This is a genomic window from Streptomyces pratensis, assembly GCF_037137275.1.
GTDB classification, from domain to species: Bacteria; Actinomycetota; Actinomycetes; order Streptomycetales; family Streptomycetaceae; genus Streptomyces; species Streptomyces pratensis_B.
On sequence record NZ_JBBBEN010000099.1, the window covers coordinates 1 to 18,989 of the forward strand.

General features: G+C 69.4%; 21 protein-coding genes and 2 tRNA genes. 9 read left to right on the top strand and 14 right to left on the bottom strand.

The window, feature by feature from the left end:
- Positions 1 to 185: 185 nt before the first annotated feature.
- The 7 genes from V9U70_RS25165 to V9U70_RS25195 form a co-directional block, all read right to left on the bottom strand.
- Positions 186 to 2,264, bottom strand: coding sequence for a cell division protein FtsK (locus V9U70_RS25165; RefSeq protein ID WP_336672947.1), 2,079 nt, complete (start codon positions 2,262 to 2,264; stop codon positions 186 to 188).
- Between the two features lie 83 nt (positions 2,265 to 2,347).
- Entirely contained in the window at positions 2,348 to 2,671 is a 324-nt protein-coding gene (locus V9U70_RS25170; protein WP_336678821.1) for a hypothetical protein, read from the bottom strand.
- Between the two features lie 76 nt (positions 2,672 to 2,747).
- A complete protein-coding gene (locus V9U70_RS25175; protein WP_336678823.1) occupies positions 2,748 to 3,125 on the bottom strand; it encodes a DUF6251 family protein in 378 nt (125 codons plus the stop codon).
- A 16-nt stretch (positions 3,126 to 3,141) separates the two neighbouring features.
- Complete coding sequence (locus tag V9U70_RS25180) at positions 3,142 to 3,465, bottom strand: RRQRL motif-containing zinc-binding protein (RefSeq protein ID WP_336678825.1); 324 nt, start codon at positions 3,463 to 3,465, stop codon at positions 3,142 to 3,144.
- Complete coding sequence (locus V9U70_RS25185; RefSeq protein ID WP_336678827.1) at positions 3,465 to 4,334, bottom strand: protein spdB; 870 nt, start codon at positions 4,332 to 4,334, stop codon at positions 3,465 to 3,467. The genes V9U70_RS25180 and V9U70_RS25185 overlap by 1 nt, the downstream gene beginning before the upstream one ends.
- The gene (locus V9U70_RS25190; protein ID WP_336678828.1) at positions 4,331 to 4,522 is read right to left on the bottom strand and encodes a hypothetical protein; all 192 of its coding nucleotides are present in this window, start codon (positions 4,520 to 4,522) and stop codon (positions 4,331 to 4,333) included. Before V9U70_RS25190 ends, V9U70_RS25185 begins: the two co-directional genes overlap by 4 nt.
- Positions 4,522 to 4,791 carry a DUF6284 family protein gene (locus V9U70_RS25195; RefSeq protein WP_336678830.1) on the bottom strand — a complete coding sequence of 90 codons (270 nt, stop codon included), beginning with the start codon at positions 4,789 to 4,791 and terminating at the stop codon, positions 4,522 to 4,524. Before V9U70_RS25195 ends, V9U70_RS25190 begins: the two co-directional genes overlap by 1 nt.
- A 630-nt stretch (positions 4,792 to 5,421) precedes the next feature.
- On the opposite strand from V9U70_RS25195, the gene V9U70_RS25200 reads away from it, so the two are divergent.
- Together V9U70_RS25200 and V9U70_RS25205 are read left to right on the top strand one after the other, a co-directional pair.
- Positions 5,422 to 6,210 (top strand): GntR family transcriptional regulator, encoded by a 789-nt coding sequence (locus V9U70_RS25200; RefSeq protein WP_336678832.1) that lies wholly within the window; start codon positions 5,422 to 5,424, stop codon positions 6,208 to 6,210.
- Complete coding sequence (locus V9U70_RS25205; protein WP_336678834.1) at positions 6,207 to 6,860, top strand: YdcF family protein; 654 nt, start codon at positions 6,207 to 6,209, stop codon at positions 6,858 to 6,860. The genes V9U70_RS25200 and V9U70_RS25205 overlap by 4 nt, the downstream gene beginning before the upstream one ends.
- 220 nt (positions 6,861 to 7,080) lie before the next feature.
- On the opposite strand, the gene V9U70_RS25210 is transcribed toward V9U70_RS25205, so the two are convergent.
- The 4 genes from V9U70_RS25210 to V9U70_RS25225 form a co-directional block, all read right to left on the bottom strand.
- Positions 7,081 to 7,689 carry a HEPN domain-containing protein gene (locus V9U70_RS25210; RefSeq protein WP_336678835.1) on the bottom strand — a complete coding sequence of 203 codons (609 nt, stop codon included), beginning with the start codon at positions 7,687 to 7,689 and terminating at the stop codon, positions 7,081 to 7,083.
- A 5-nt stretch (positions 7,690 to 7,694) separates the two neighbouring features.
- A complete protein-coding gene (locus V9U70_RS25215; RefSeq protein WP_336678837.1) occupies positions 7,695 to 8,801 on the bottom strand; it encodes a ParA family protein in 1,107 nt (368 codons plus the stop codon).
- A 1,219-nt stretch (positions 8,802 to 10,020) separates the two neighbouring features.
- Complete coding sequence (locus tag V9U70_RS25220) at positions 10,021 to 10,677, bottom strand: SDR family oxidoreductase (RefSeq protein ID WP_336678839.1); 657 nt, start codon at positions 10,675 to 10,677, stop codon at positions 10,021 to 10,023.
- Positions 10,678 to 10,710: 33 nt separating this feature from the next.
- A complete protein-coding gene (locus tag V9U70_RS25225) occupies positions 10,711 to 12,003 on the bottom strand; it encodes an amidohydrolase family protein (RefSeq protein ID WP_336678841.1) in 1,293 nt (430 codons plus the stop codon).
- 337 nt (positions 12,004 to 12,340) lie between these two features.
- Between V9U70_RS25225 and V9U70_RS25230 the strand changes: the two genes are divergently transcribed.
- From V9U70_RS25230 to V9U70_RS25255, 6 genes are all read left to right on the top strand, one after another.
- Positions 12,341 to 12,413: transfer RNA gene (locus V9U70_RS25230), tRNA-Thr, on the top strand.
- A gap of 45 nt (positions 12,414 to 12,458) precedes the next feature.
- Positions 12,459 to 12,531 (top strand) — tRNA-Met (locus tag V9U70_RS25235).
- 88 nt (positions 12,532 to 12,619) lie between these two features.
- Positions 12,620 to 12,784 (top strand): 50S ribosomal protein L33, encoded by a 165-nt coding sequence (gene rpmG, locus V9U70_RS25240; RefSeq protein WP_003956487.1) that lies wholly within the window; start codon positions 12,620 to 12,622, stop codon positions 12,782 to 12,784.
- A gap of 115 nt (positions 12,785 to 12,899) precedes the next feature.
- Entirely contained in the window at positions 12,900 to 13,352 is a 453-nt protein-coding gene (locus V9U70_RS25245) for a MaoC family dehydratase N-terminal domain-containing protein (protein ID WP_336678844.1), read from the top strand.
- Positions 13,352 to 13,780: a MaoC family dehydratase gene (locus tag V9U70_RS25250; protein WP_336678846.1), complete on the top strand. Its 429-nt coding sequence runs from the start codon at positions 13,352 to 13,354 to the stop codon at positions 13,778 to 13,780. Before V9U70_RS25245 ends, V9U70_RS25250 begins: the two co-directional genes overlap by 1 nt.
- Before the next feature lie 288 nt (positions 13,781 to 14,068).
- Positions 14,069 to 15,124 (top strand): UDP-N-acetylmuramate dehydrogenase, encoded by a 1,056-nt coding sequence (locus tag V9U70_RS25255; RefSeq protein ID WP_336678848.1) that lies wholly within the window; start codon positions 14,069 to 14,071, stop codon positions 15,122 to 15,124.
- An 85-nt stretch (positions 15,125 to 15,209) separates the two neighbouring features.
- Here the strand turns inward: V9U70_RS25255 and V9U70_RS25260 are convergent, their stop codons facing one another.
- On the bottom strand, positions 15,210 to 15,845 hold the full coding sequence (locus V9U70_RS25260; RefSeq protein ID WP_336678849.1) for an NAD(P)-dependent oxidoreductase: 636 nt from the start codon (positions 15,843 to 15,845) through the stop codon (positions 15,210 to 15,212).
- A gap of 99 nt (positions 15,846 to 15,944) precedes the next feature.
- Between V9U70_RS25260 and V9U70_RS25265 the strand changes: the two genes are divergently transcribed.
- On the top strand, positions 15,945 to 16,535 hold the full coding sequence (locus V9U70_RS25265) for a TetR/AcrR family transcriptional regulator (protein ID WP_336678851.1): 591 nt from the start codon (positions 15,945 to 15,947) through the stop codon (positions 16,533 to 16,535).
- Positions 16,536 to 16,577: 42 nt separating this feature from the next.
- On the opposite strand, the gene V9U70_RS25270 is transcribed toward V9U70_RS25265, so the two are convergent.
- The gene (locus V9U70_RS25270) at positions 16,578 to 17,588 is read right to left on the bottom strand and encodes an adenosine deaminase (protein WP_336678852.1); all 1,011 of its coding nucleotides are present in this window, start codon (positions 17,586 to 17,588) and stop codon (positions 16,578 to 16,580) included.
- 117 nt (positions 17,589 to 17,705) lie between these two features.
- Positions 17,706 to 18,932: a pyridoxal phosphate-dependent aminotransferase gene (locus V9U70_RS25275; RefSeq protein ID WP_336678853.1), complete on the bottom strand. Its 1,227-nt coding sequence runs from the start codon at positions 18,930 to 18,932 to the stop codon at positions 17,706 to 17,708.
- Positions 18,933 to 18,989: the final 57 nt, after the last annotated feature.

Genomic DNA, 18,989 nt, shown 5'->3' on the forward strand with positions numbered 1-18,989 from the left:
GGTGAGGAGGATGAGGAGGCTAGCGAGCGCCACGAGGGGCTCACATCCCTTCGTCAGGCGGGTTTCCGGGTGTTTCCGCAGGTGGGCTGCTAGACGCTAGGTCGCAGCTCAGGGCGGGTGTGGGGTGCTAGCGGGGGTGCTAGACCTAGCAGCCGGGGGTGCTAGGTCTAGCAGTCCTGCTGGGGTCAGGCAGCGGCCTTGCTCTGGTTACGGCGGGTGATGGCGGCGGTGATGTCGGCGCGGTCGATGCCGCGCCGGTTCTTGCCCTCGCCGGTGTCGGTCTGGCCCCAGACCTGCCCGGCCTTGATGCCGTGGGGCTTGAGGGCGGCGGTGACGTTCTCGCCCTTCCACCCGCCGTAGACGTCCGGCTGCGCCGCCGCGAGCCGGGTAGCGATCCGCTCGCACCACACGGACTTCTCGTCGGACGCGATAACGGCGAGGACGTCGGCCAGCACATCGGACTGCCCGGACTTCTCGGGCCCGTGGCCGATGGCGTGGCCGGTGACGTTGCCGTACTCCTCGCGGACCTGGCGGGCGCGGGCGGCGATCTGCTCGGCGGCCACCGCGTCCACGAACGCGGACGCCACGATGCGCGGGTCGTCTCCTTCGCCGGCCATCCAGCAGATGCCCCGGTCGGAGCGGGAGAACATGGTGGCCCGGTACCCGGCCTTGTACATCGAGGTGCCGAGCACCATGTCGTTGGCGGGCTGTCCCATGACCTTGAGGCAGAAGCGCAGCACCGCGTTCGCGCTGATCCCGGTGGGCAGCGACTTCGCGTCCGGGCGCTGCGTCCCGAACAGGGTCACGATCCCGAGGGCCGGGCCTCGCTTGACGAGGTCGGTGCAGATCGCTTCGATCTCCTTGCCGTGCTCCTCGTGCTCGAACGGCACCTGACACTCGTCGAACCCGGCCACGATCGGGTGCAGCCCCAGACTCTTGTCGCTGGCCAGTTCCGGGGTGACCTTGGATTCCGGGCAGCGGGAGCGCGGCAGGGACTTGATGACCTTCGCCCGCCGGCGCAGCTCCTCCTTCAGCTCCCGCAGCGCGTCCAGGACGTATTCGATGTCGTCGTTCTCCTCGCCTGCCCGGTAGCGGTGGCAGACGGGTTCCAGGGCTCCGAAGTCGCCGGTGCCCTTGAAGTCGAACGCGTGCAGCTCGGCGCGGGGGTCGAGTGCGGCGATGAGGAGGAACAGCCGCATCAGGAACGTCTTGCCCATGCGGGGGATCGAGCCGACGACCACGGCGGCGAACATCAGCGTCACGGACACGTCGCGCATGCGCTGGTCGTTGCCGAACACCACCGGCTTGAAGAGGTCCACCTGCCCGGTCTTGAGGAGGGGCCAGGCGGGTTTGGTGGTCTCGTTCATCGGCTTGTCCCCCACCCACAGCACCAACCGCCCCTCATGCTCGGACGGATCGGGGGAGGGCCAGACGCAGCCGACCTTGCGCCGCAGCCCGGACGCCAGCGGCTTGCGGGCCTCCATGATGTCCTCGGGCGTCACCCCGTACGGGAGATCGAGGTCGGCGCGGTAGCCGGGGCCGTCGCGGACGATCTCGCTGGTGAAGCGCAGCCCGTTCATGTCGCCGCCCTTCTTGATGGCGGCGCTGATCCGGCTGTTCCCGATGGAGTCGAGACCGCGCAGCACGATCGACCCGGTGAGCTTCTGCACCTCCGTCTTCAACACGGCGGGGCCGATGACCGGAGCGTCGGGCTGCTGACCGGCCATACCGAGGAGCAGCACACCGCCGGCCGCGAACGCGTACATCAGCGCGGGGGCCATGACGTAGAGCCAGAGGGCGAAGCCGACGCCGAACACGGCGGCGACCAGGGTGACCAGGCCGCGCAGCCGGACCCGTCCGGCCCGCAGCCGGGACAGGCGCATGTACTCCTCGACGTCCTCGGCGCGGACGGCGGCGGCCCGCAGGGGGGCGGCTTCGCGGTCCCAGATCCACCGGTTGGTGGTGGCGATGAACCGGCAGGCCCCCCGCGGCGACATCAGCGCGAGACGCCCGGCGTAGACCGGGAGCCGCACGCCGTGGAAGAGGGCGCTGTATCCGGCGTTCGCGCCGGCGTGGCGGGCGGTGGCGGTGAAGTCGCGCCGGTCGGTCAGCCACCCGGCCAGGACCGGCTTGCGCTTCTCCACGCTCACCTTCGGCTCCGGCAGGGCGGGGTTGTCGACCGCGACGGGCACGGTCGTTTCGTGGTCGTCGTCCAGGTCGGGGACCGGCCGCAGATGCGCGGCCGGTGCCGTGGTGTCCGTCATGCTGGTACTTCCTCCTGCTCGATGGTTCGGGACGGGGGAAGGAGGGGTGGCCGGTTTCCTTGGCCGGGTCCGGCCGCCCCCGCTCAGTCGCGCTCGGCCTTGTGGACGGCCCGCTCAGCGAGGCGTACGCGCTGCTCGGCGTCCTTGCGGGCCTGGCGGGCGGCGGTCTTGTCGGTGCGGGGGGCGGTGCGCTCGGCGGCCTTGGCCCTGGCCAACTCCTGCCGGGTGGTGGCCTGCACCTCGTGCAATGCCGTCAGCTCCCGCTGCCCGCGCTCGGCGGCCACGGCGTCGATGGCGTGGATACGGGCCGTCACCCTGTCGTCGACACAGTCGGCCAGAGCCTGCTTGAAGCCCTTGCGGAACAAGCGGGAACGTTCGCGGGACTCGGCTCGGGTGTAGCTGTACATGGTGAACCTCCCTGGCGGGGGCCGGTCTGTCCGGCCCTCCGCCCGCCCGGTACGAGACCGGACGGACAGAGGGCCGTCAGCGACGGCGGCCCCTGCGCAGCGAAGAGGCGGCGGCCTTGCCGTCCGCACCTCCTACCGACTTCACGACGCTCACGACCCCCCACGTCAGGGCGACGGCGAGGAACGCGAGGATCGCCAGGTTCGCGGCGATTGCGGTGAGCGCCCCGACGAGGAGGGGGCCGAAGTAGACGCCGGCGGCGACGGCCCCGGCGCCCATGCCGGAGCCGAGGGCGAGGCGCTGAACGGTGCGGTCCGGGGGTGCCTGGTGGACGTGGACGATCTGCGGGACCGCGTTGGTGGGCTGGTAGGTGGCGGGGAGGTGGTCGGTGTAGGCGGGGGTGCCGTCCGGGAGGTGCACGACGGACGGGGGCCGGGGGGCGGGCAGGTGGTCCATGTGGTGTCCCTTCGGGTCAGGCGGCGGGGGTGTCGTGGCAGGGCACGCACATGCCGAGCGAGCGCGGGATGCAGTACCCGGCGTCGACATGGCAGTTGGGGCAGGTGCGGCGGGCCCGCATGGCCGCAGCCAGAGCGGCGGCGCGGGCCGGGGTCATGGGGCGTACGGGCTTGGCCCGGTCGACGCGGTAGAGGTAGGCGACCAGCGGTTCACGTCGACGGCGGGGCCGGTGGAGTTCCGCGACGACGTCCTGACCACCCGGCCGCAGCCCCATCGCGCGGAGCTGACGGCGGGTGGCCAACCCGTCGGGGGCGAGACGCCACCGGTAGATGTCGGCCATCAGGCGGCCGCGACGCGTTTCCACGCGCCCCGGAGCCGGACTTCGGAGGCAGAGTGGCCGGCGGCCCGGAAGCGAGTGGACATCTCCCGGTAGGACAGGGCCGGGGTCTCGCTGTGCCGGATCTCATCCACCAACCGGTCCAGCTCCACATCGCTCAAGGCGGGCGTGGCCTCCAGTGCGGGGAGCGGGGTGGTGGGGCCCCAGACTGGTAGCTCCCAGGTGGGTGCGACGCCGGGTGTGACGCGGGTCGTCACGCTGGTCAGCGCCCTGCCGGTGTCCTTCCCGGACCGGGTGCTCTCCAGCGTCGACCAGGCACGGGCGAGGGTGGTGGCGGTCTGTGCCTGGACGCGTGCGACGCGCGCCCCGGCCTGCGTCACAGCCGTCAACCGCGTCTCCTCCGTGCCCGCCTCGGCCCGCAGCCGAGCACGGGCGACCGCGGCTTCGTCGCGGGCTTCCTGCTGGATGCCCTGGATCGCCTCCAGCGCGGACCCGGTCAGCGCGGTCCGCTCCCACAACCCGTGAACCAGCCACAAGGCTTTCGCGGCCAGGGGCAGCCAGGCGACCGCGAGCCACGCGCCGGCGCTTCCATCGGCGGTGACGGCGTGGGCAACCAGGACACCGGTCGCGACCAGGCCGAAGCCCCAGCCCACTGCTGTGACCGGGGTGGAATGGTCGCCCTGCGCGGCGAGCCGACGTTCGTAAGCGAGCGTGGCGAGCCACCCTCCGTCGATCCCCAGCCCGACCACCAGCGCGATCAGCCACGGCATCGAGGTGCCCAGCCACATCACGACCACGGCCAGCGTCAGGATCATGGACACCGCCGTCATCGCGACGGCCGGCAGAACCGTCTTCGCGGCCTTGGCACTCATGCCGCACCACCCGAAACCGGACGGTCGACCATCTCGATGAGGCTTTCCACGGTGGCCTCAAGGCGGCCGATCATCCGGGCCATGGCGGACACATCCAACAGGCTCATGGACTGTGCATCCGCGAGGGCCTGGCGGGCGGCGAGGATGCGGGTGCGGTCGTAGGCGGTGAGATCGAAGCGACCGTCCATCAGGCCGCACCTCCCGACAGGCTCACGTCGGCCGACCGGTTGGCCAGCTCCCGGCGGGCCGCCAGCACCCGCCGGCGGGCCCGGCGGATACGCCGCTCGTCCAGCTCGGTCGGCGTGCGGTCGATGGTCATGATCTGCGCGTCCAGCAGGACGACGTCCGCCAGAATGGCGGGCATCTCCGTCTCGATCGTGTCCAGCTCGGCGTCCGACGGCTCACCGTCGAACGGGGTGGCCGTAACAACGGCCTCAAGTGCTGCGATGCTTTTCATGGGTCTGTTCCTTTCAGGCAGGAACGGCTCACCACGAACCCCCGGAGTTGCTGCTCCGGGGGTTCTCGCCGTTGGAAACCAGCTATCCGGCTCCCCTCGGCCCCGCCCGTACGACCCAAGAAGACCGGACGGGCGGGGGAGGCAACCGGCAGGGCTTCGCCAGCCAGCCGCTACCACGGCTGACCAGTCCCGAGCCTGCGAATCGGTGCGTCATCGTCACTGCTCTGACGCCAGCAGAGCGGCGCGTACCGGGTGGCAGTCATGGTGATGATCACCAGGGCTGTTCTCCAGAGCCAGCACGCCAAAAGGGGCCGCCGACGACATCGCCCGGCCGTCCGCGGGGACAGGGACTTCCACCCCGTCGAATCACTCACACACTGTTCAGTTCAGAAGGACCAGCAGTTCCCTGACGAGCGCGGTAACCCCTGGTAGGCAGGGGCTCCCGCCGGAGCGGGACTCACCAAGCACTGATGCGTGTGCTTCCTGTGCTGTGCAGGCAGCCCAAAGAAGGGCGGCAGATGCTCGCTGTCCTAGGACTGCGGTGCGCCTGAGATGACAATGGCTCACAGTCCTGGGACTGTCAACAGTCCTGGGACTGTGTTTGACTGGATGTCGTTGAGAGGAGTGCGCGTGGCACCCAAGTGGCGGGAACTGGCCGACAAGCTGGCCGAGCAGATCAAAAGTGGTGAGCTGCCCCCGGGCCGGCAGCTGCCGCATATCCGTGACCTGGTCAAGGATGGCGAGGGGTCGAAGTCCACGGTTCACGCTGCCTACAAGGCGTTGGAGGCCGAAGGGCTGGTGACCTCTTCCCGAGGCCACGGCACCGTGGTGCGGAGCCGGGCGCCACTCAAGCGGCTCGGTATCGCTCGGTACGACAAAGCCAAATGGCGTGACGGGGAGGAGGTCGCGTTTATTGCTGACCGCGTGGCTTCGGGGCGTGCGCACAAGCGCGGCGAGCAGACGCAAAGCGTGCGCCGTGTGCCGGCCACGCCAATCGTGGCTGCTGCACACGGTCTCCCGGAAGGTTCCGAGGTATACGCGCGAGCCCGCCTTGTGAGGGAAGGGGACCAGCCCACGCACACCCTGACCAGCTACTACCGTCCGGAGCACGTCGAGGGAACACGGCTTGTCGACCCGACTCCGGGCCCGGCCGGCAAGGGCGGCGGGTATCGCGTGCTCTACGACGCGGGGTACGAGATTGACCACATGCGGGAGGAGCTATTCGCGCGTGCCGCGGCGTCGGAGGAAGCCGCGATTCTTCAACTCGCGCCCGGAGAGTGGGTTGTGGAACTACACCGGACCACCTACACGGCTGACGGGACTGTGGTGGAGTTCGCCATCGGTGTTCACGCAGCGACCCGCTTCGCTTGGGCGTACGACTTCAAGGTTCCCGACTCGGCGGAAGGTGAGACGCAGTGATTTCCGTGCAGACTTGGTCTGATGCCCAGCGGCTCTGGGATTTCCAGCAGATGCACCACCAACCGCGGCCCTGTTCGGTCGGCATCGGTCTCGGTAGTCATGACCTCGGCGTGGCTGATGTGACCGTGAAGCTCTACCAGCGCGGCATGTTCCCACTGATCGTCTTCACAGGGGCGACCAGCAGGACGACTCGTGACCGGATGCCCCGGGGGGAAGCCGAGCACTATCGGGAACGGGCGCTGGGACTGGGCGTTCCTGCATCAGTGATCCTCGTTGAGCCGAAGGCGCGCAATACAGGCGAAAACATCAACTTCACACGCGAACTACTCAGAGGGCGAGGCATCGAGGTGTCATCCGCAATGCTCGTGAGTAAGCCGTATGAGGAGCGGCGGGCATACGCGACGGCCCGCAAAGTCTGGCCGGGAGTCGAGATCGTCAGTGCATCGGCACCTATGACGCTCGCGGAGTACGTCGACTCCATGAAGGACCCGCGTCTAGTGCTGGACATGCTCGTGGGGGCCCAACAGCGTCTGCTCATCTACCCGAAGCAAGGCTTCATGATCAGGCAAGAGGTGCCGGACTCTGTTGCTGCGGCCTACGAAAATCTGTGTTCCGAAGGGTTCACGAGCCGCCTCGCGCCGGCGGATTAGCAGCCTTGCGGGCCATGCGTAGCCAGGCGCCGTCACATAGACTTGCTATAGGGGGCAGCTAAGCAGCAGGCTGGAGGGCCGGTACTGATTTCAGTACCGGCCCTCCAGCTTTGAGCTTGTCTATCTGCATGACCACCGGGCCAGGGTATGCAAGCCATCCGCCAACGCACTCCATGGCTAGCCGAAGTGCAACGGGGGTGCTGTTACAGGTTTCACTATCTCATTTAAGGATCACGTGAATCGCTGAAACGATTTGCTCAACAAAGTTGAGTGTAGAGGTGACATCCTCAAACGTGATTGGGTTCTGCTCATAGGGTGGAACAGGACTGATGTCAGATTCATGCGCAATGGAATTGCGCCTGGCGACGATCAGCTTAAGTTCCTGTTTAAGGTCGCGGGCTGGTCGGCCAGTGATTTCACCGATCTCTTTCCAGAGTTCCCTTTCTGACACTAAACGTATCGCGTCTGCAATTTTGTCCGGGTTCTGGAATGAGAGGTACGAGTGACGCTCCCTGACCACTTCATCGAGCCATGCCACGCCACCCTCTTCGTTGAACTTTCGAACCGCTGACAGGGGAACTTGGAGCTTGAGCATCGCCGCTGGTGGAGCTTCGTGCTCGAACAGCTGAAGTAGACGTTCTCTGACCTCCTCGTGGATGTAGCGGTCCAGGGCGCTAACGCCCTGAACCAGTGCGCCACGGAGAAGGTCGCCCACTTGGAGTGCCCCAGTTACTTGGAGACTCAAGGCCGACGCGGTGCCCGCCGTGTGTCGCGCTGCGGAGATGTGCCTGATGAATTCCGAGTATGCAGGACTAGGGTTGGCGCTCATCTGGACTATTCTCGGATCTCGACAGGGGGCAGAGTGGTGTCCATCTCGCCGCTGATCAATGTGAGCTTTTCAATCCTTTGCGCGAGTTCAGAAAACTCAGCATGAAATCGCTCGGTGGATTCAATATTCGTGTCAAGCACGACGCCGACGTTGGGAATCTGGTCCTCCGTCAGCGCAAAGACGGGTGTGCTGTGCTCTTGGGAGACGCCGATAAGGCTATTGAAGTCAGCGATATAGGCTAGCGCCATATCTTCCCTGACTCCTGCCTTGCTGTATGCCTCGGGAGAGAGGAGTTGACCGCTCTTTTGGAGGGCGGGTCGAAGGGTCGACTTGAACGAGTGTCCGATCTCGTTGATCCATCGCTGGAAAGCAGCAGCGGGCTTTCCAGCGCGGGGTCGGAATCTCTGAACGATGGTCCCAAGGACCTTAGTGTTCCTGTCCGGGAAGGGATAGGCGGCGTCGGCTAGGATCTCCATCGAAGCGGCCTGAGAGGCCCACTTCCGCCATCGTGGAAGCACGCGAGAAAGAGAGTCAAGAGCCATAACGGAAAAGAAATCTGGGGCGACAGGGACGATGACGTAGTCGCTGATTCCGACCAGGTTTTGATTGATCGCGCCCAGGCCAGGACTCATGTCGATCAAAACGTAGTCAGCGCCAATTGATCTGGCTGTTTCGTCGATCGCATACGAAATGCTTCCCGGCACATTTTGCAGCGCCTGAATCGATCCAGATAGTTCTTGAGCGATGCCAAGCGTTACTTCGTATTCCGCCAGGCGAATGTCTCCGGCAAGTAGATGCAGTCCTTCTCTTCCAGAGACTTGAACGGTCGTTACGGCTTCAATCGGTCGTGGTCGTCCCTCGAATGCCGGAGCGACGGCTGAGCGAATCGTAGAGTCTCCATGCGCGGCGTAGAATGCCTCAAGTTCGCCAGATCCTTTGAAGCCCATGACCATGCCTGTGAGATTGCACTGGGCGTCCGTGTCCACCATGAGAACCGTGTGGCCTCGTTCGGCAAGCATCCATCCGACATGGAATACGCTGGTTGTCTTGCTCACTCCTCCTTTGTGATTAAAGAAAGCGATCCTGGTCGGACTGTTGCTGTTCGGTGTCATACGTCAATCGTGCCAGAAAGTAGTCCTTGATTCAGGGCAATGGTAAATGACATATAATTTTCAGGATCATCCGCATATTCAAGCATTGTGTTATTTTGTGCCGTTTTGGCCACCTATGGAAGCGCTGATGGCGGATCGAGGGGCTGCCGATAGATCCGATGGGGATCCCTGGGCCGTCTGTAGGTCATGCGCGGGCCAAGCGAAGTGCGCAAGGGTTGTGCATGCTGTAAGTGCAGTTCAGCGGGCCCCTAAACCTCAGTAGGCGGGGCAGACCTGAAAGCCGTTCCTGCTCACTGCCATAACCAAGGTCTACGCTGCGGTCCGTGGATGATCAGACGTACGACGATGCCTACCGCGGTTGGCGAGCATCGCTGACGACCCTGCTGGCTGATCCTGCACTGCTGGCGCGGTGGCAGGAGCGCCGCTTCCAGTTCGCTCACCGTGTCGGAGCCCTCCTGGCCGAAGCACACGAAGACAGCCCTGCTGTCACAGGGCCTGCTCTCTACGGGGTGTTCGCCGCCGATGCAGGCCTTTGCTACGTAGGACAGACACAGGAGGCCGAACGCCGCCTGCGGGACCTGCCAGTGGGCGAGAGCCACCACCTGGCCAACACGGTGCCACCCGAACTCTGGGAGAGGGTGGTGGTGATCCGCTGGCCACTGCTGCTTCCCGAAGCACCCGCAAACGAACACTCGCTGGCCGAGGAGATGGGCCCAACTGTCTGCGGCCTCGCACTGGAGCATGCCCTACAGGTGGCAACCGCCCCGCCATTGAACAGCCGGCGGCGGCGTACGTCCGGCGACTGGCAACCGCGGAACCTCGCACAGAGTCGCTCTCGTGGCGCAATCCACGCGCAATCCGTGCCTGGTCTGACCCAACTGACTCTTGCTGCTTGGTCAGCCCTCTCAGAGGCGGTAATACCGCAACACTCAGCGGTCGTCGACACCGAGACCGGCCGAGCGGTGTCCCCGACAGCACTGCATCGACCACCGGGTGCATGAGGAGTGGCGGCACGAAGTCGAGCGGATTTCCCCATACGTGCCCCCAGAGAGGCCGCTGGCGGAGAAACCGCAGATCACAGGCCCTAGATGGAGCCCGCTGTAAATCTGCCGGCTCAGCCTACCCAGGTTCGAACCCTGGCGCCGCCACCGAACGAGAAGCCCCCGACCAGTGATCTGGTCGGGGGCTTCTTCGTTGCACGCGTCCTGGCCAGGCCGGATCAGTTGCCCGCGACGTCCTTGACGGCCACGGCGACCGGCACGTTCCCGGAGATCGCTTCGAGGGTGAGGCCCGCCGTGGCCGGGGTGTCCAGCAGCTCCAGCAGCGTGGCAGCCACGTCGTCGCGGGGGATGGGGCCGCGGCCCGTCGAGGCGGCGAGGAGGACCTGTCCGGTGCCCGCGTCGTCCGTGAGCATGCCGGGCCGCAGGATCGTCCAGTCCAGCGAGCTCCGGGAGCGTACGTCGGCGTCGGCGGCGCCCTTGGCCCTCAGGTACACGTCGAAGACCTCGTCGCCGGAACGGTCGGGGTCGGCGCCCATCGACGAGACGACGAGGTAACGGCGTACGCCGGCCGCCTGGGCCGCCTCGGCGAACAGGACGGCCGCGTCGCGGTCGACGGTGTCCTTGCGGGAGGCGCCGCTGTTCGGCCCCGCGCCCGCCGCGAAGACGGCCGCGTCGGCGCCGCGCAGGACCTCCGCGGTCTGCTCGACGGTGGCCGATTCGAGGTCCAGCACGACGGGCTGGGCGCCGGCTTCGGTGAGGTCCTGGCTCTGTTCGGGTTTGCGGATGATGCCGACGGCTTCATCTCCGCGTGCGGCGAGCAGCCGCTCAAGCCGGAGTGCGATCTGTCCGTGTCCACCTGCGATGACAATGCGCATACCCCGACCGTACGCCCGGGGGCGGGCGCGCGCTCAGCTCCCGGGTCCCGTGCCGGGGTCGGATCGCCCCTGGCGCGGCAGGTCGAGGCCGGCGGTCGCGTCGGAGTCGGAGTCGCAGTACTCCCGTACGGCGCTGGTGCGGGCGACGACGCGGCCCCGGTGGACGACGATGCGGCTGTAGGCGAGGGAGAGTGCGGTGGAGAGCTGTTCGCCCCGTACGGCCAGGAGTTCGGCCGGGAAGCCCGCCTCGACGCGGACGTCGGGGAGGCCGAGGGCCGCGCGGGCGGTGGTGGAGACCATCGCGTACGCCTGTTCGGCGCGCAGGCCGACCTGGGAGGCGAGGAGGTAGGCCGCTTCGAGGGGGTCGCCGCGGCCGACGGGGTTGGCGGTGTCGCGCAGCGCCCCGCTGCCCGCCACGACGCGTACGCCGGCGGAGAGCAACAGGCGTACGGGGGCGGCCGTACGGCGCTCCACGCCGGTGCAGCCGCCCTGGGGCAGGCAGACGACGGTGATCCGGGCGGCGGCGAGCTGGTCGGCGGCGCGGGCGGCGACGCTCGGCGGCAGCCGGGCCAGGCCGGCGCAGGGTCCGAGGGTGACGCCGGGGCCCAGCCCCGCCGCCAGGGCGGCGATCCGGGCCAGGCGGGCGGGGTCGTCGCTGTCGGTGTGCAGATCCACGGGGCACCCGTGCTCGGCGGCGACCTCCAGGACGGCCTCGGTGTAGCCGATGGGGTCCGGGTCGAGGTCGGGGCAGCCGCCGACGACCGCCGCGCCCATCGTCACCGCGTCCCGGAGCATGGCGAGGCTGTCCGCCCCGGCGACGCCGGTGAGGAGGCGGGGGACCGCGACGGGCGTGAGGTCGGCGAGGCCGCGCAGGGTGCGCCGCGACTGGAGGACGGCTGCGAACGGGGCGAGGCCGCGCACGTCGCCGATGCGGACGTGGGCGCGCAGGGCGGTCGCGCCGTGGCCGAGCTGGAGGAGGGCGGCCTCGGTGGCGCGGCGCTGGATGTCCTCGGCGCGCTGGGAGGCGGGGCCCGGGCCGTCGGGGCCGGTGCCGTCCGCGGTGAGCGCGGTGTCGCTGTGGGCGTGCGGCTCGGCGGGTGCGGGGAGCAGGAGGTAGCCGCGGAGGTCGATGCGGGGGCTGCCGGAGGCGAGGCTGCCCGCGGTGCCCACGGCCTCGATGCGGCCGCCGCTCAGCCGGACGTCGACGGCGCGGCCGTCGGCGAGCCGGGCGCCGCTGAGGACGAGGGCGGGGGTGGCGCCGATGGGGGCCGCGGCCGCGCTGTCGGGCGCGTCGTCGTCGGGCCGCCGCGGCTGGCTGTCAGGCATCGCGCTCCTGGGAGGGGTGCAAGATCACGCGGAGTGGGGGTCGAGCCTAAGGGCTCTTCCGCGGTCCCCGGAGGATCAGCGCTCGCTGCGTCGGACGCGGCGGACGGCGGGTGAGGCGCGGCGGGCGCGGCGGCGTCCGGCGGGGCGCTGAATTGTCGTACCGGAGCAGTCCGAACGGCTGTGCGCGACGGGCGGGGCGCCAGCCCGCACGGGCTGGATCAAGGCCTGATCAGGAGGTGTGGAGGAGGCCGTGCGCGGGGTCGGACGGGAGGCCGGGAAGGGTTGTCCCAACGGATTTGGGCAACCGGCCCAGGAGCGTGTAATGTCTTCATCGCTCGCCCCAATAGCTCAGTCGGTAGAGCGTCTCCATGGTAAGGAGAAGGTCTGCGGTTCGATTCCGCATTGGGGCTCTGGTGATCGGGAAGTCCCGCTTCGGCGGGACGACTCATCATCAAAGCGGTGTAGCTCAGTCGGTAGAGCAAGCGGCTCATAATCGCTGTGTCACCGGTTCAAGTCCGGTCACCGCTACTAACGGTAGCCGATTGCTGGGTCGGTCCTTCGATCGGCTACTCTTTTATGCGTTCATCCGTCCACCGTCCGTCCAAGGAGCACTCACGTGGCTGCCACCGACGTCCGCCCGAAGATCACGCTGGCCTGCGTGGAGTGCAAGGAGCGGAACTACATCACCAAGAAGAACCGGCGTAACAACCCGGACCGTCTTGAGATGAAGAAGCACTGCCCGCGCTGCAACTCGCACACCGCGCACCGCGAAACGCGCTGAATCAGGCTCGTACACGAGGCCGCCCCCACTGGGGGCGGCCTCGTGTCGTTGTATGGGGTCGCTCCCCACACGGGGGGCGGCCTTTATTCGTCTTTCATCAGGAGGTAGCGAGCTCATGGCGCTCGACCAGTCCTTCGTGGGGCGGACCTATCCGCCCACCCCGGCGTACGAGGTCGGCCGGGAGAAGATCCGCGAGTTCGCCGAGGCGGTGGGCGACGCCCATCCGGCCTACGTCGACGGGGAGGCCGCCCGTGCGCTCGGCCATCCCGATGTGATCGCGCCGCCCACGTTCGTCTTCTCGATCACCTACCGGGCCGCCGGGCAGGTGGTGCAGGACCCGCAGCTGGGCCTGGACTACAGCCGGGTGGTGCACGGCGACCAGAAGTTCACCTATGTGCGTCCGGTGCGCGCGGGGGACCGGCTGACGGTCACCACGACGATCGAGGGCATCAAGTCCCTGGCCGGCAACGACATTCTGGATGTACGCGGAGACGTGCGCGACGAGGCCGGCGAGCTGGTGGTCACGGCGTTCATGAAGCTGGTGGCGCGCGCCGCCGAGGAGGCGTGATGACGGCGAAGGTCGGATACGGGTCGGTCGAGAAGGGCACGGAGCTGCCCCCGCAGACGTTCCGGGTGACGCGGGCCACGCTCGTCCGGTACGCGGGCGCGTCGGGGGACTTCAACCCCATCCACTGGAACGAGAAGTTCGCGCGCGAGGTCGGCCTGCCGGACGTCATCGCGCACGGCATGTTCACCATGGCCGAGGCGATCCGCGTGGTCACGGACTGGGTCGGCGACCCGGGCGCGGTCGTCGAGTACGGGGTGCGCTTCACCCGGCCGGTCGTCGTGCCCAACGACGACGAGGGCGCGCTGATCGAGGTCAGCGGCACGGTCACGGAGAAGCTGGAGGACAACCTCGTGCGGGTGGGCCTGGTCGCGGTCTGCGACGGCAAGAAGGTGCTCGGCGTCTCCCGGGCCGTCGTCCGGCTCGCCTGAGCCCTGAGCCCTGAGCCCTGAGCTTTGAGCTTTTGAGCTCTGAGCTCTGAGCCCTGGAACCTGAGCCCTGCCGGTCCCTGGCCCCGGGTGTCGTGCCCTGGGCCCCGGTCTGCGCCCGCGCCGCGCGACCGCGCCGTACGCGGCCGGTCGTACGAGGCGGACGGGGCCGCGCGGCCGTACGGGCGAGGAGAGCGTCCCCCCGGGGCGCCCCTCGCCCGTACGCGGCCACCTGGCCGGGGAGGGGCGCACGTCCGCTCGGGCGGCGGCGCGGACCGTACTCTTGTCCCCGTGCAGGAACTTCACGACGCCCCTCTCGCCCCCCTGACCACCTTCCGGCTCGGCGGCCCCGCTGCCCGGCTGCTGACGGCCACCACCGACGCCGAGGTGGTCGCCGCGGTGCGCGAAGCCGACACCAACGGCACCCCGCTGCTGGTGATCGGCGGCGGGTCCAACCTGGTCATCGGGGACAAGGGCTTCGACGGCACCGCCCTGCGGATCGCCACCCGGGGCTTCGCGCTCGAGGGGACGTCCCTGGAGGTGGCGGCCGGCGAGGTGTGGACCGACGTCGTGGCCCGGACCGTCGAGGAGGGCCTCGCGGGCATCGAGTGCCTGGCCGGCATCCCCGGGTCCGCGGGCGCGACGCCCATTCAGAACGTCGGCGCGTACGGGCAGGAGGTGTCCTCCACGATCACGGGGGTCGTCGCCTATGACCGGCACGCCCGGGAGACGGTGACGCTGTCGAACGCGGAGTGCGCGTTCTCCTACCGCCACAGTCGCTTCAAGGCGGAACCCGACCGTTTCGTGGTGCTCCGTGTCCGCTTCGAGCTGGAAGAGGCCGCCGGGTTGTCGGCGCCTCTCAGGTACCCCGAGACGGCCAGGGCGATGGGCGTCGAACCGGGCGAGCGCGTGCCCCTGTCGGCCGCCCGGGAGACCGTGCTGCGGCTGCGCGCGGGCAAGGGAATGGTGCTGGACCCCCAGGACCACGACACCTGGTCCGCGGGGTCCTTCTTCACCAACCCCCTGCTCGACCCCGCCCCGTACGAGGACTTCCTCGCCCGGGTCCGCGAGCGCCTGGGCCCGGACGTGACGCCCCCCGCGTTCCCCGCGGAGGACGGCCGCACCAAGACGTCGGCGGCCTGGCTGATCGACCGGGCCGGTTTCACCAAGGGCTACGGCAGCGGCCCCGCCCGGATCTCCACCAAGCACACCCTCGCCCTGACCAACCGGGGCGGGGCCACCACAGAGGACCTGCTGGCCTTGGCGCGCGAGGTCGTCGCCGGGGTCCACGCCGCGTTCGGCGTCACCCTCGTCAACGAGCCGGTGACGGTGGGCGTCAGCCTGTAGCGCCCCGGCAGGCGCGGTACCGAGCGGCGGACGACAGGGCCGGGGACGGCCGTGCGCGCGTTCGTCGGCGTCCAGCGGGCGATGCTCAGTAGGCGATGCCCACGCCCTGCCGCACGGCCGTCGCGTCGTCGGTCAGAGCGAGCATCGCGTGCGCCACGTCGGCCCGTGAGATGGACCGGCCGCTGCGCGGTGTGCCGCCCACGACCCGGCGGTAGACCCCCGTGGACGGCCCGTCCGTCAGTTTCGGCGGCCGCACCACGGTCCAGTCCGTCGCACTGCGGGCCAGGGCCGCCTCCATCCGGGCGAGATCGGCGTACACGTCCGCCAGGACCGCGGAGACGCCCTTGCGCATCAGCCGGTCCACCAGCGGGTCGCCCTGCGGCTTCGGGCCGACCGGCGCCGCGCTCACCACCACCAGCCGCCGCGCCCCCTCGGCCTCCATGGCCGTCAGAATCCGGCCGGTCAGCCGCTCGGCGACGCCGTTCGCCTTCCGCCCGCGCGAGCCCAGGGAGGACAGCACGGCGTGCCGGCCCGCCACCGCGGCCCGCACCGCCGGCTCGTCGTCCAGCCGGACGGTCGCGTGCAGGTCCGCGTCCGCGAGGGCGCCGGGCAGCTTCGCGGGGTCGCGGACCACGGCCGTCACCTCGTGGCCGGCGGCCAGGGCCTGCCGCACCACGTGCTGACCGACACCGCCGGTCGCTCCGAACACGGTGAGTCTCATCGTGTGCCTTTCGGTGGGTGAGTGTTCACTCACCTCTAGGGTGGACGCACCCGCACGCCCTCGTCAACGTCCCCGGCTCGCCGCCGGGCTGGAGTGCCCATGGACCAGAAGCCCGCCCGCGTCCGGATCGTCGACGCGGCGCACGACCTGATGCTCTCCATCGGCCTGGCCCGGACCACCACCAAGGAGATCGCCAGGGCGGCCGGATGCTCCGAGGCGGCGCTCTACAAGTACTTCAGCGGCAAGGAGGAACTCTTCGTCACCGTCCTCACGGAGCGGCTGCCGAGGCTCGGGAGCCGGCTCACCGACCTGACCGCGGGGCGGGGCACGGTCGAGGGCAACCTCACGGACATCGCCCGGCAGGCCGCCCTGTTCTACGAGCAGACCTTCCCGATGGCCGCGTCCCTGTACGCCGAACCCCAGCTCAGGCACCGGCACGAGCAGGGCATGCGGGAGCTGGACACCGGGCCCCACCGCCCCATCCAGCAGCTCGACGCCTACCTGCGGGCCGAACAGGACATGGGCCGGGTCCGGGCGGACGCGGACACCTACGCCGCCGCCTCCCTGCTGCTGGGCGCCTGCGCGCAGCGGGCCTTCGCCTACGCCGCGCTCCCCGGCGGAACGCCCCCGCAGTCGCTGGACGACTTCGCCGGCGCGGTCGCCCGGACGCTGCTGGCCGGGATCGGGTAGCGCCCCACGGGCGGAGCCCGTCGGAGGGGCACGGGGCGCGGCCTACGCGAGCCAGTCGTCGATCCCCGACAGCAGCTTCTCCCGTACGCCGACGGGCGCGGTCGACGCGCGGACGGACTGGCGGGCCAGCTCCGCCAGCTCCTCGTCGGTGAAGCCGTGATGGCGGCGCACCAGCTCGTACTGGGCGGCCAGCCGCGAACCGAACAGCAGCGGGTCGTCCGCGCCCAGCGCCATCGGCACGCCCGCGTCGAAGAGGGTGCGCAGAGGGACGTCGGAGGGCTTGTCGTAGACGCCGAGCGCCACGTTGGACGAGGGGCAGACCTCGCAGGTCACCCCCCGCTCCGCGAGCCTGCCCAGCAGCCGGGGGTCCTCGGCGGCGCGGACGCCGTGGCCGATGCGTGTGGCGTCCAGGTCGTCGAGGCAGTCCCGCACGCTGGAGGGCCCCGCGAGCTCCCCGCCGTGCGGCGCCGCCAGCAGCCCGCCGTCGCGGGCGATGGCGAAGGCCCGGTCGAAGTCGCGGGCCATCCCGCGCCGCTCGTCGTTGGAGAGCCCGAATCCGACGACGCCCCGGTCCGCGTACCGCACGGCGAGCCGGGCCAGGGTGCGGGCGTCCAGCGGGTGCTTCATCCGGTTCGCGGCGATCACCACGCGCATCCCGAGCCCGGTCTCCCGCGCGGCGCTGTCCACGGCGTCGAGGATGATCTCGATGGCCGGGATCAGCCCGCCCAGCAGCGGGGCGTACGAGGTGGGGTCGACCTGGATCTCCAGCCAGCCGGAACCGTCCGCGACGTCCTCCTGGGCGCTCTCGCGGACCAGTCGGCGGATGTCCTCCGGGGACCGCAGACAGGACCGGGCGATGTCGTAGAGGCGCTGGAAACGGAACCAGCCGCGCTCGTCGGTCGCCCGCAGTTCGGGCGGCTCGCCGCCGGTCAGGGCGTCCGGGAGGCGGACCCCGTACTTGTCGGCGAGTTCCAGCAGGGTGGTGGGCCGCATCGACCCGGTGAAGTGCAGGTGCAGGTGGGCCTTGGGCAACAGACGTACATCACGCTCCATTGGAAGATCCTGCCGCACGGGCGGGCCGGAGCGGTAGCCGCTTTCCCTCTTGGGGGGCCGCTCGAACAAAAAGCGCCCCCGGCCGGGAGACGGCCGGGGGCGCGATCGGTGAGCGGGTCAGGTCTTGGCCTCGCCCAGCAGCTTCTGGATGCGCGAGACGCCCTCGGTGAGGTCGTCGTCGCCCAGGGCGTAGGACAGGCGCAGGTAGCCCGGGGTGCCGAAGGCCTCGCCCGGCACGACGGCGACCTCGGCCTCGTCCAGGATCAGGGCGGCCAGCTCGACGCTGGTGGCCGGGCGCTTGCCGCGGATCTCCTTGCCGAGCAGCCCCTTGACCGACGGGTAGGCGTAGAACGCGCCCTCGGGCTCGGGGCAGAGCACGCCGTCGATCTCGTTGAGCATCCGCACGATGAGCTTGCGGCGGCGGTCGAAGGCGGTACGCATCTCGGCGACCGCGTCCAACGGGCCGGAGACGGCGGCGAGCGCCGCCGCCTGCGCGACGTTGGAGACGTTGGACGTGGCGTGCGACTGGAGGTTGGTGGCGGCCTTGACGACGTCCTTCGGGCCGACGATCCAGCCCACCCGCCAGCCGGTCATCGCGTACGTCTTGGCGACGCCGTTGACCACGATGCACTTGTCGCGCAGCTCGGGGACGATCGCCGGGAGGGAGGTGAAGGACGCGTCGCCGTAGACGAGGTGCTCGTAGATCTCGTCGGTGAGCACCCACAGGCCGTGCTCGACGGCCCAGCGGCCGATGGCCTCGGCGTCGGCCTCGCTGTAGACGGCGCCGGTCGGGTTGGAGGGCGAGACGAACAGGACGACCTTGGTCTTCTCGGTGCGCGCGGCCTCCAGCTGCTCCACGGAGACGCGGTAGCCGGTGGTCTCGTCGGCGACGACCTCGACGGGGACGCCGCCGGCGAGCCGGATCGACTCCGGGTAGGTGGTCCAGTAGGGGGCGGGGACGATGACCTCGTCGCCCGGGTCGAGGATCGCGGCGAAGGCCTCGTAGATGGCCTGCTTGCCGCCGTTGGTCACCAGGATCTGGCTGGCGTCGACCTCGTAGCCGGAGTCGCGCAGCGTCTTCTGCGCGATGGCGGCCTTGAGCTCGGGGAGCCCGCCGGCCGGGGTGTAGCGGTGGTACTTCGGGTTGCGGCAGGCCTCGACCGCGGCCTCGACGATGTAGTCGGGTGTCGGGAAGTCGGGCTCGCCGGCGCCGAAGCCGATCACCGGACGCCCGGCTGCCTTGAGGGCCTTGGCCTTGGCGTCGACGGCGAGGGTCGCGGACTCGGAGATCGCACCGATGCGGGCGGAAACCCGGCGCTCGGACGGTGAAGTTGCAGCGCTCATGGGCCCCATGGTCCCAGACCGGAAAAGCCGCCGGCACGGGGGTTTCACCGTCCGGAC

What these genes read in the sequence shown, in the direction of transcription:
- V9U70_RS25165 (WP_336672947.1), bottom strand. Translation starts at nt 2,264, where the DNA reads ATGACGGACACCACGGCACCGGCCGCGCATCTGCGGCCGGTCCCCGAC.
- V9U70_RS25170 (WP_336678821.1), bottom strand. Translation starts at nt 2,671, where the DNA reads ATGTACAGCTACACCCGAGCCGAGTCCCGCGAACGTTCCCGCTTGTTC.
- V9U70_RS25175 (WP_336678823.1), bottom strand. Translation starts at nt 3,125, where the DNA reads ATGGACCACCTGCCCGCCCCCCGGCCCCCGTCCGTCGTGCACCTCCCG.
- V9U70_RS25180 (WP_336678825.1), bottom strand. Translation starts at nt 3,465, where the DNA reads ATGGCCGACATCTACCGGTGGCGTCTCGCCCCCGACGGGTTGGCCACC.
- V9U70_RS25185 (WP_336678827.1), bottom strand. Translation starts at nt 4,334, where the DNA reads ATGAGTGCCAAGGCCGCGAAGACGGTTCTGCCGGCCGTCGCGATGACG.
- V9U70_RS25190 (WP_336678828.1), bottom strand. Translation starts at nt 4,522, where the DNA reads ATGGACGGTCGCTTCGATCTCACCGCCTACGACCGCACCCGCATCCTC.
- V9U70_RS25195 (WP_336678830.1), bottom strand. Translation starts at nt 4,791, where the DNA reads ATGAAAAGCATCGCAGCACTTGAGGCCGTTGTTACGGCCACCCCGTTC.
- V9U70_RS25210 (WP_336678835.1), bottom strand. Translation starts at nt 7,689, where the DNA reads ATGAGCGCCAACCCTAGTCCTGCATACTCGGAATTCATCAGGCACATC.
- V9U70_RS25215 (WP_336678837.1), bottom strand. Translation starts at nt 8,801, where the DNA reads ATGACACCGAACAGCAACAGTCCGACCAGGATCGCTTTCTTTAATCAC.
- V9U70_RS25220 (WP_336678839.1), bottom strand. Translation starts at nt 10,677, where the DNA reads ATGCGCATTGTCATCGCAGGTGGACACGGACAGATCGCACTCCGGCTT.
- V9U70_RS25225 (WP_336678841.1), bottom strand. Translation starts at nt 12,003, where the DNA reads ATGCCTGACAGCCAGCCGCGGCGGCCCGACGACGACGCGCCCGACAGC.
- V9U70_RS25245 (WP_336678844.1), top strand. Translation starts at nt 12,900, where the DNA reads ATGGCGCTCGACCAGTCCTTCGTGGGGCGGACCTATCCGCCCACCCCG.
- V9U70_RS25250 (WP_336678846.1), top strand. Translation starts at nt 13,352, where the DNA reads ATGACGGCGAAGGTCGGATACGGGTCGGTCGAGAAGGGCACGGAGCTG.
- V9U70_RS25260 (WP_336678849.1), bottom strand. Translation starts at nt 15,845, where the DNA reads ATGAGACTCACCGTGTTCGGAGCGACCGGCGGTGTCGGTCAGCACGTG.
- V9U70_RS25265 (WP_336678851.1), top strand. Translation starts at nt 15,945, where the DNA reads ATGGACCAGAAGCCCGCCCGCGTCCGGATCGTCGACGCGGCGCACGAC.
- V9U70_RS25270 (WP_336678852.1), bottom strand. Translation starts at nt 17,588, where the DNA reads ATGGAGCGTGATGTACGTCTGTTGCCCAAGGCCCACCTGCACCTGCAC.
- V9U70_RS25275 (WP_336678853.1), bottom strand. Translation starts at nt 18,932, where the DNA reads ATGAGCGCTGCAACTTCACCGTCCGAGCGCCGGGTTTCCGCCCGCATC.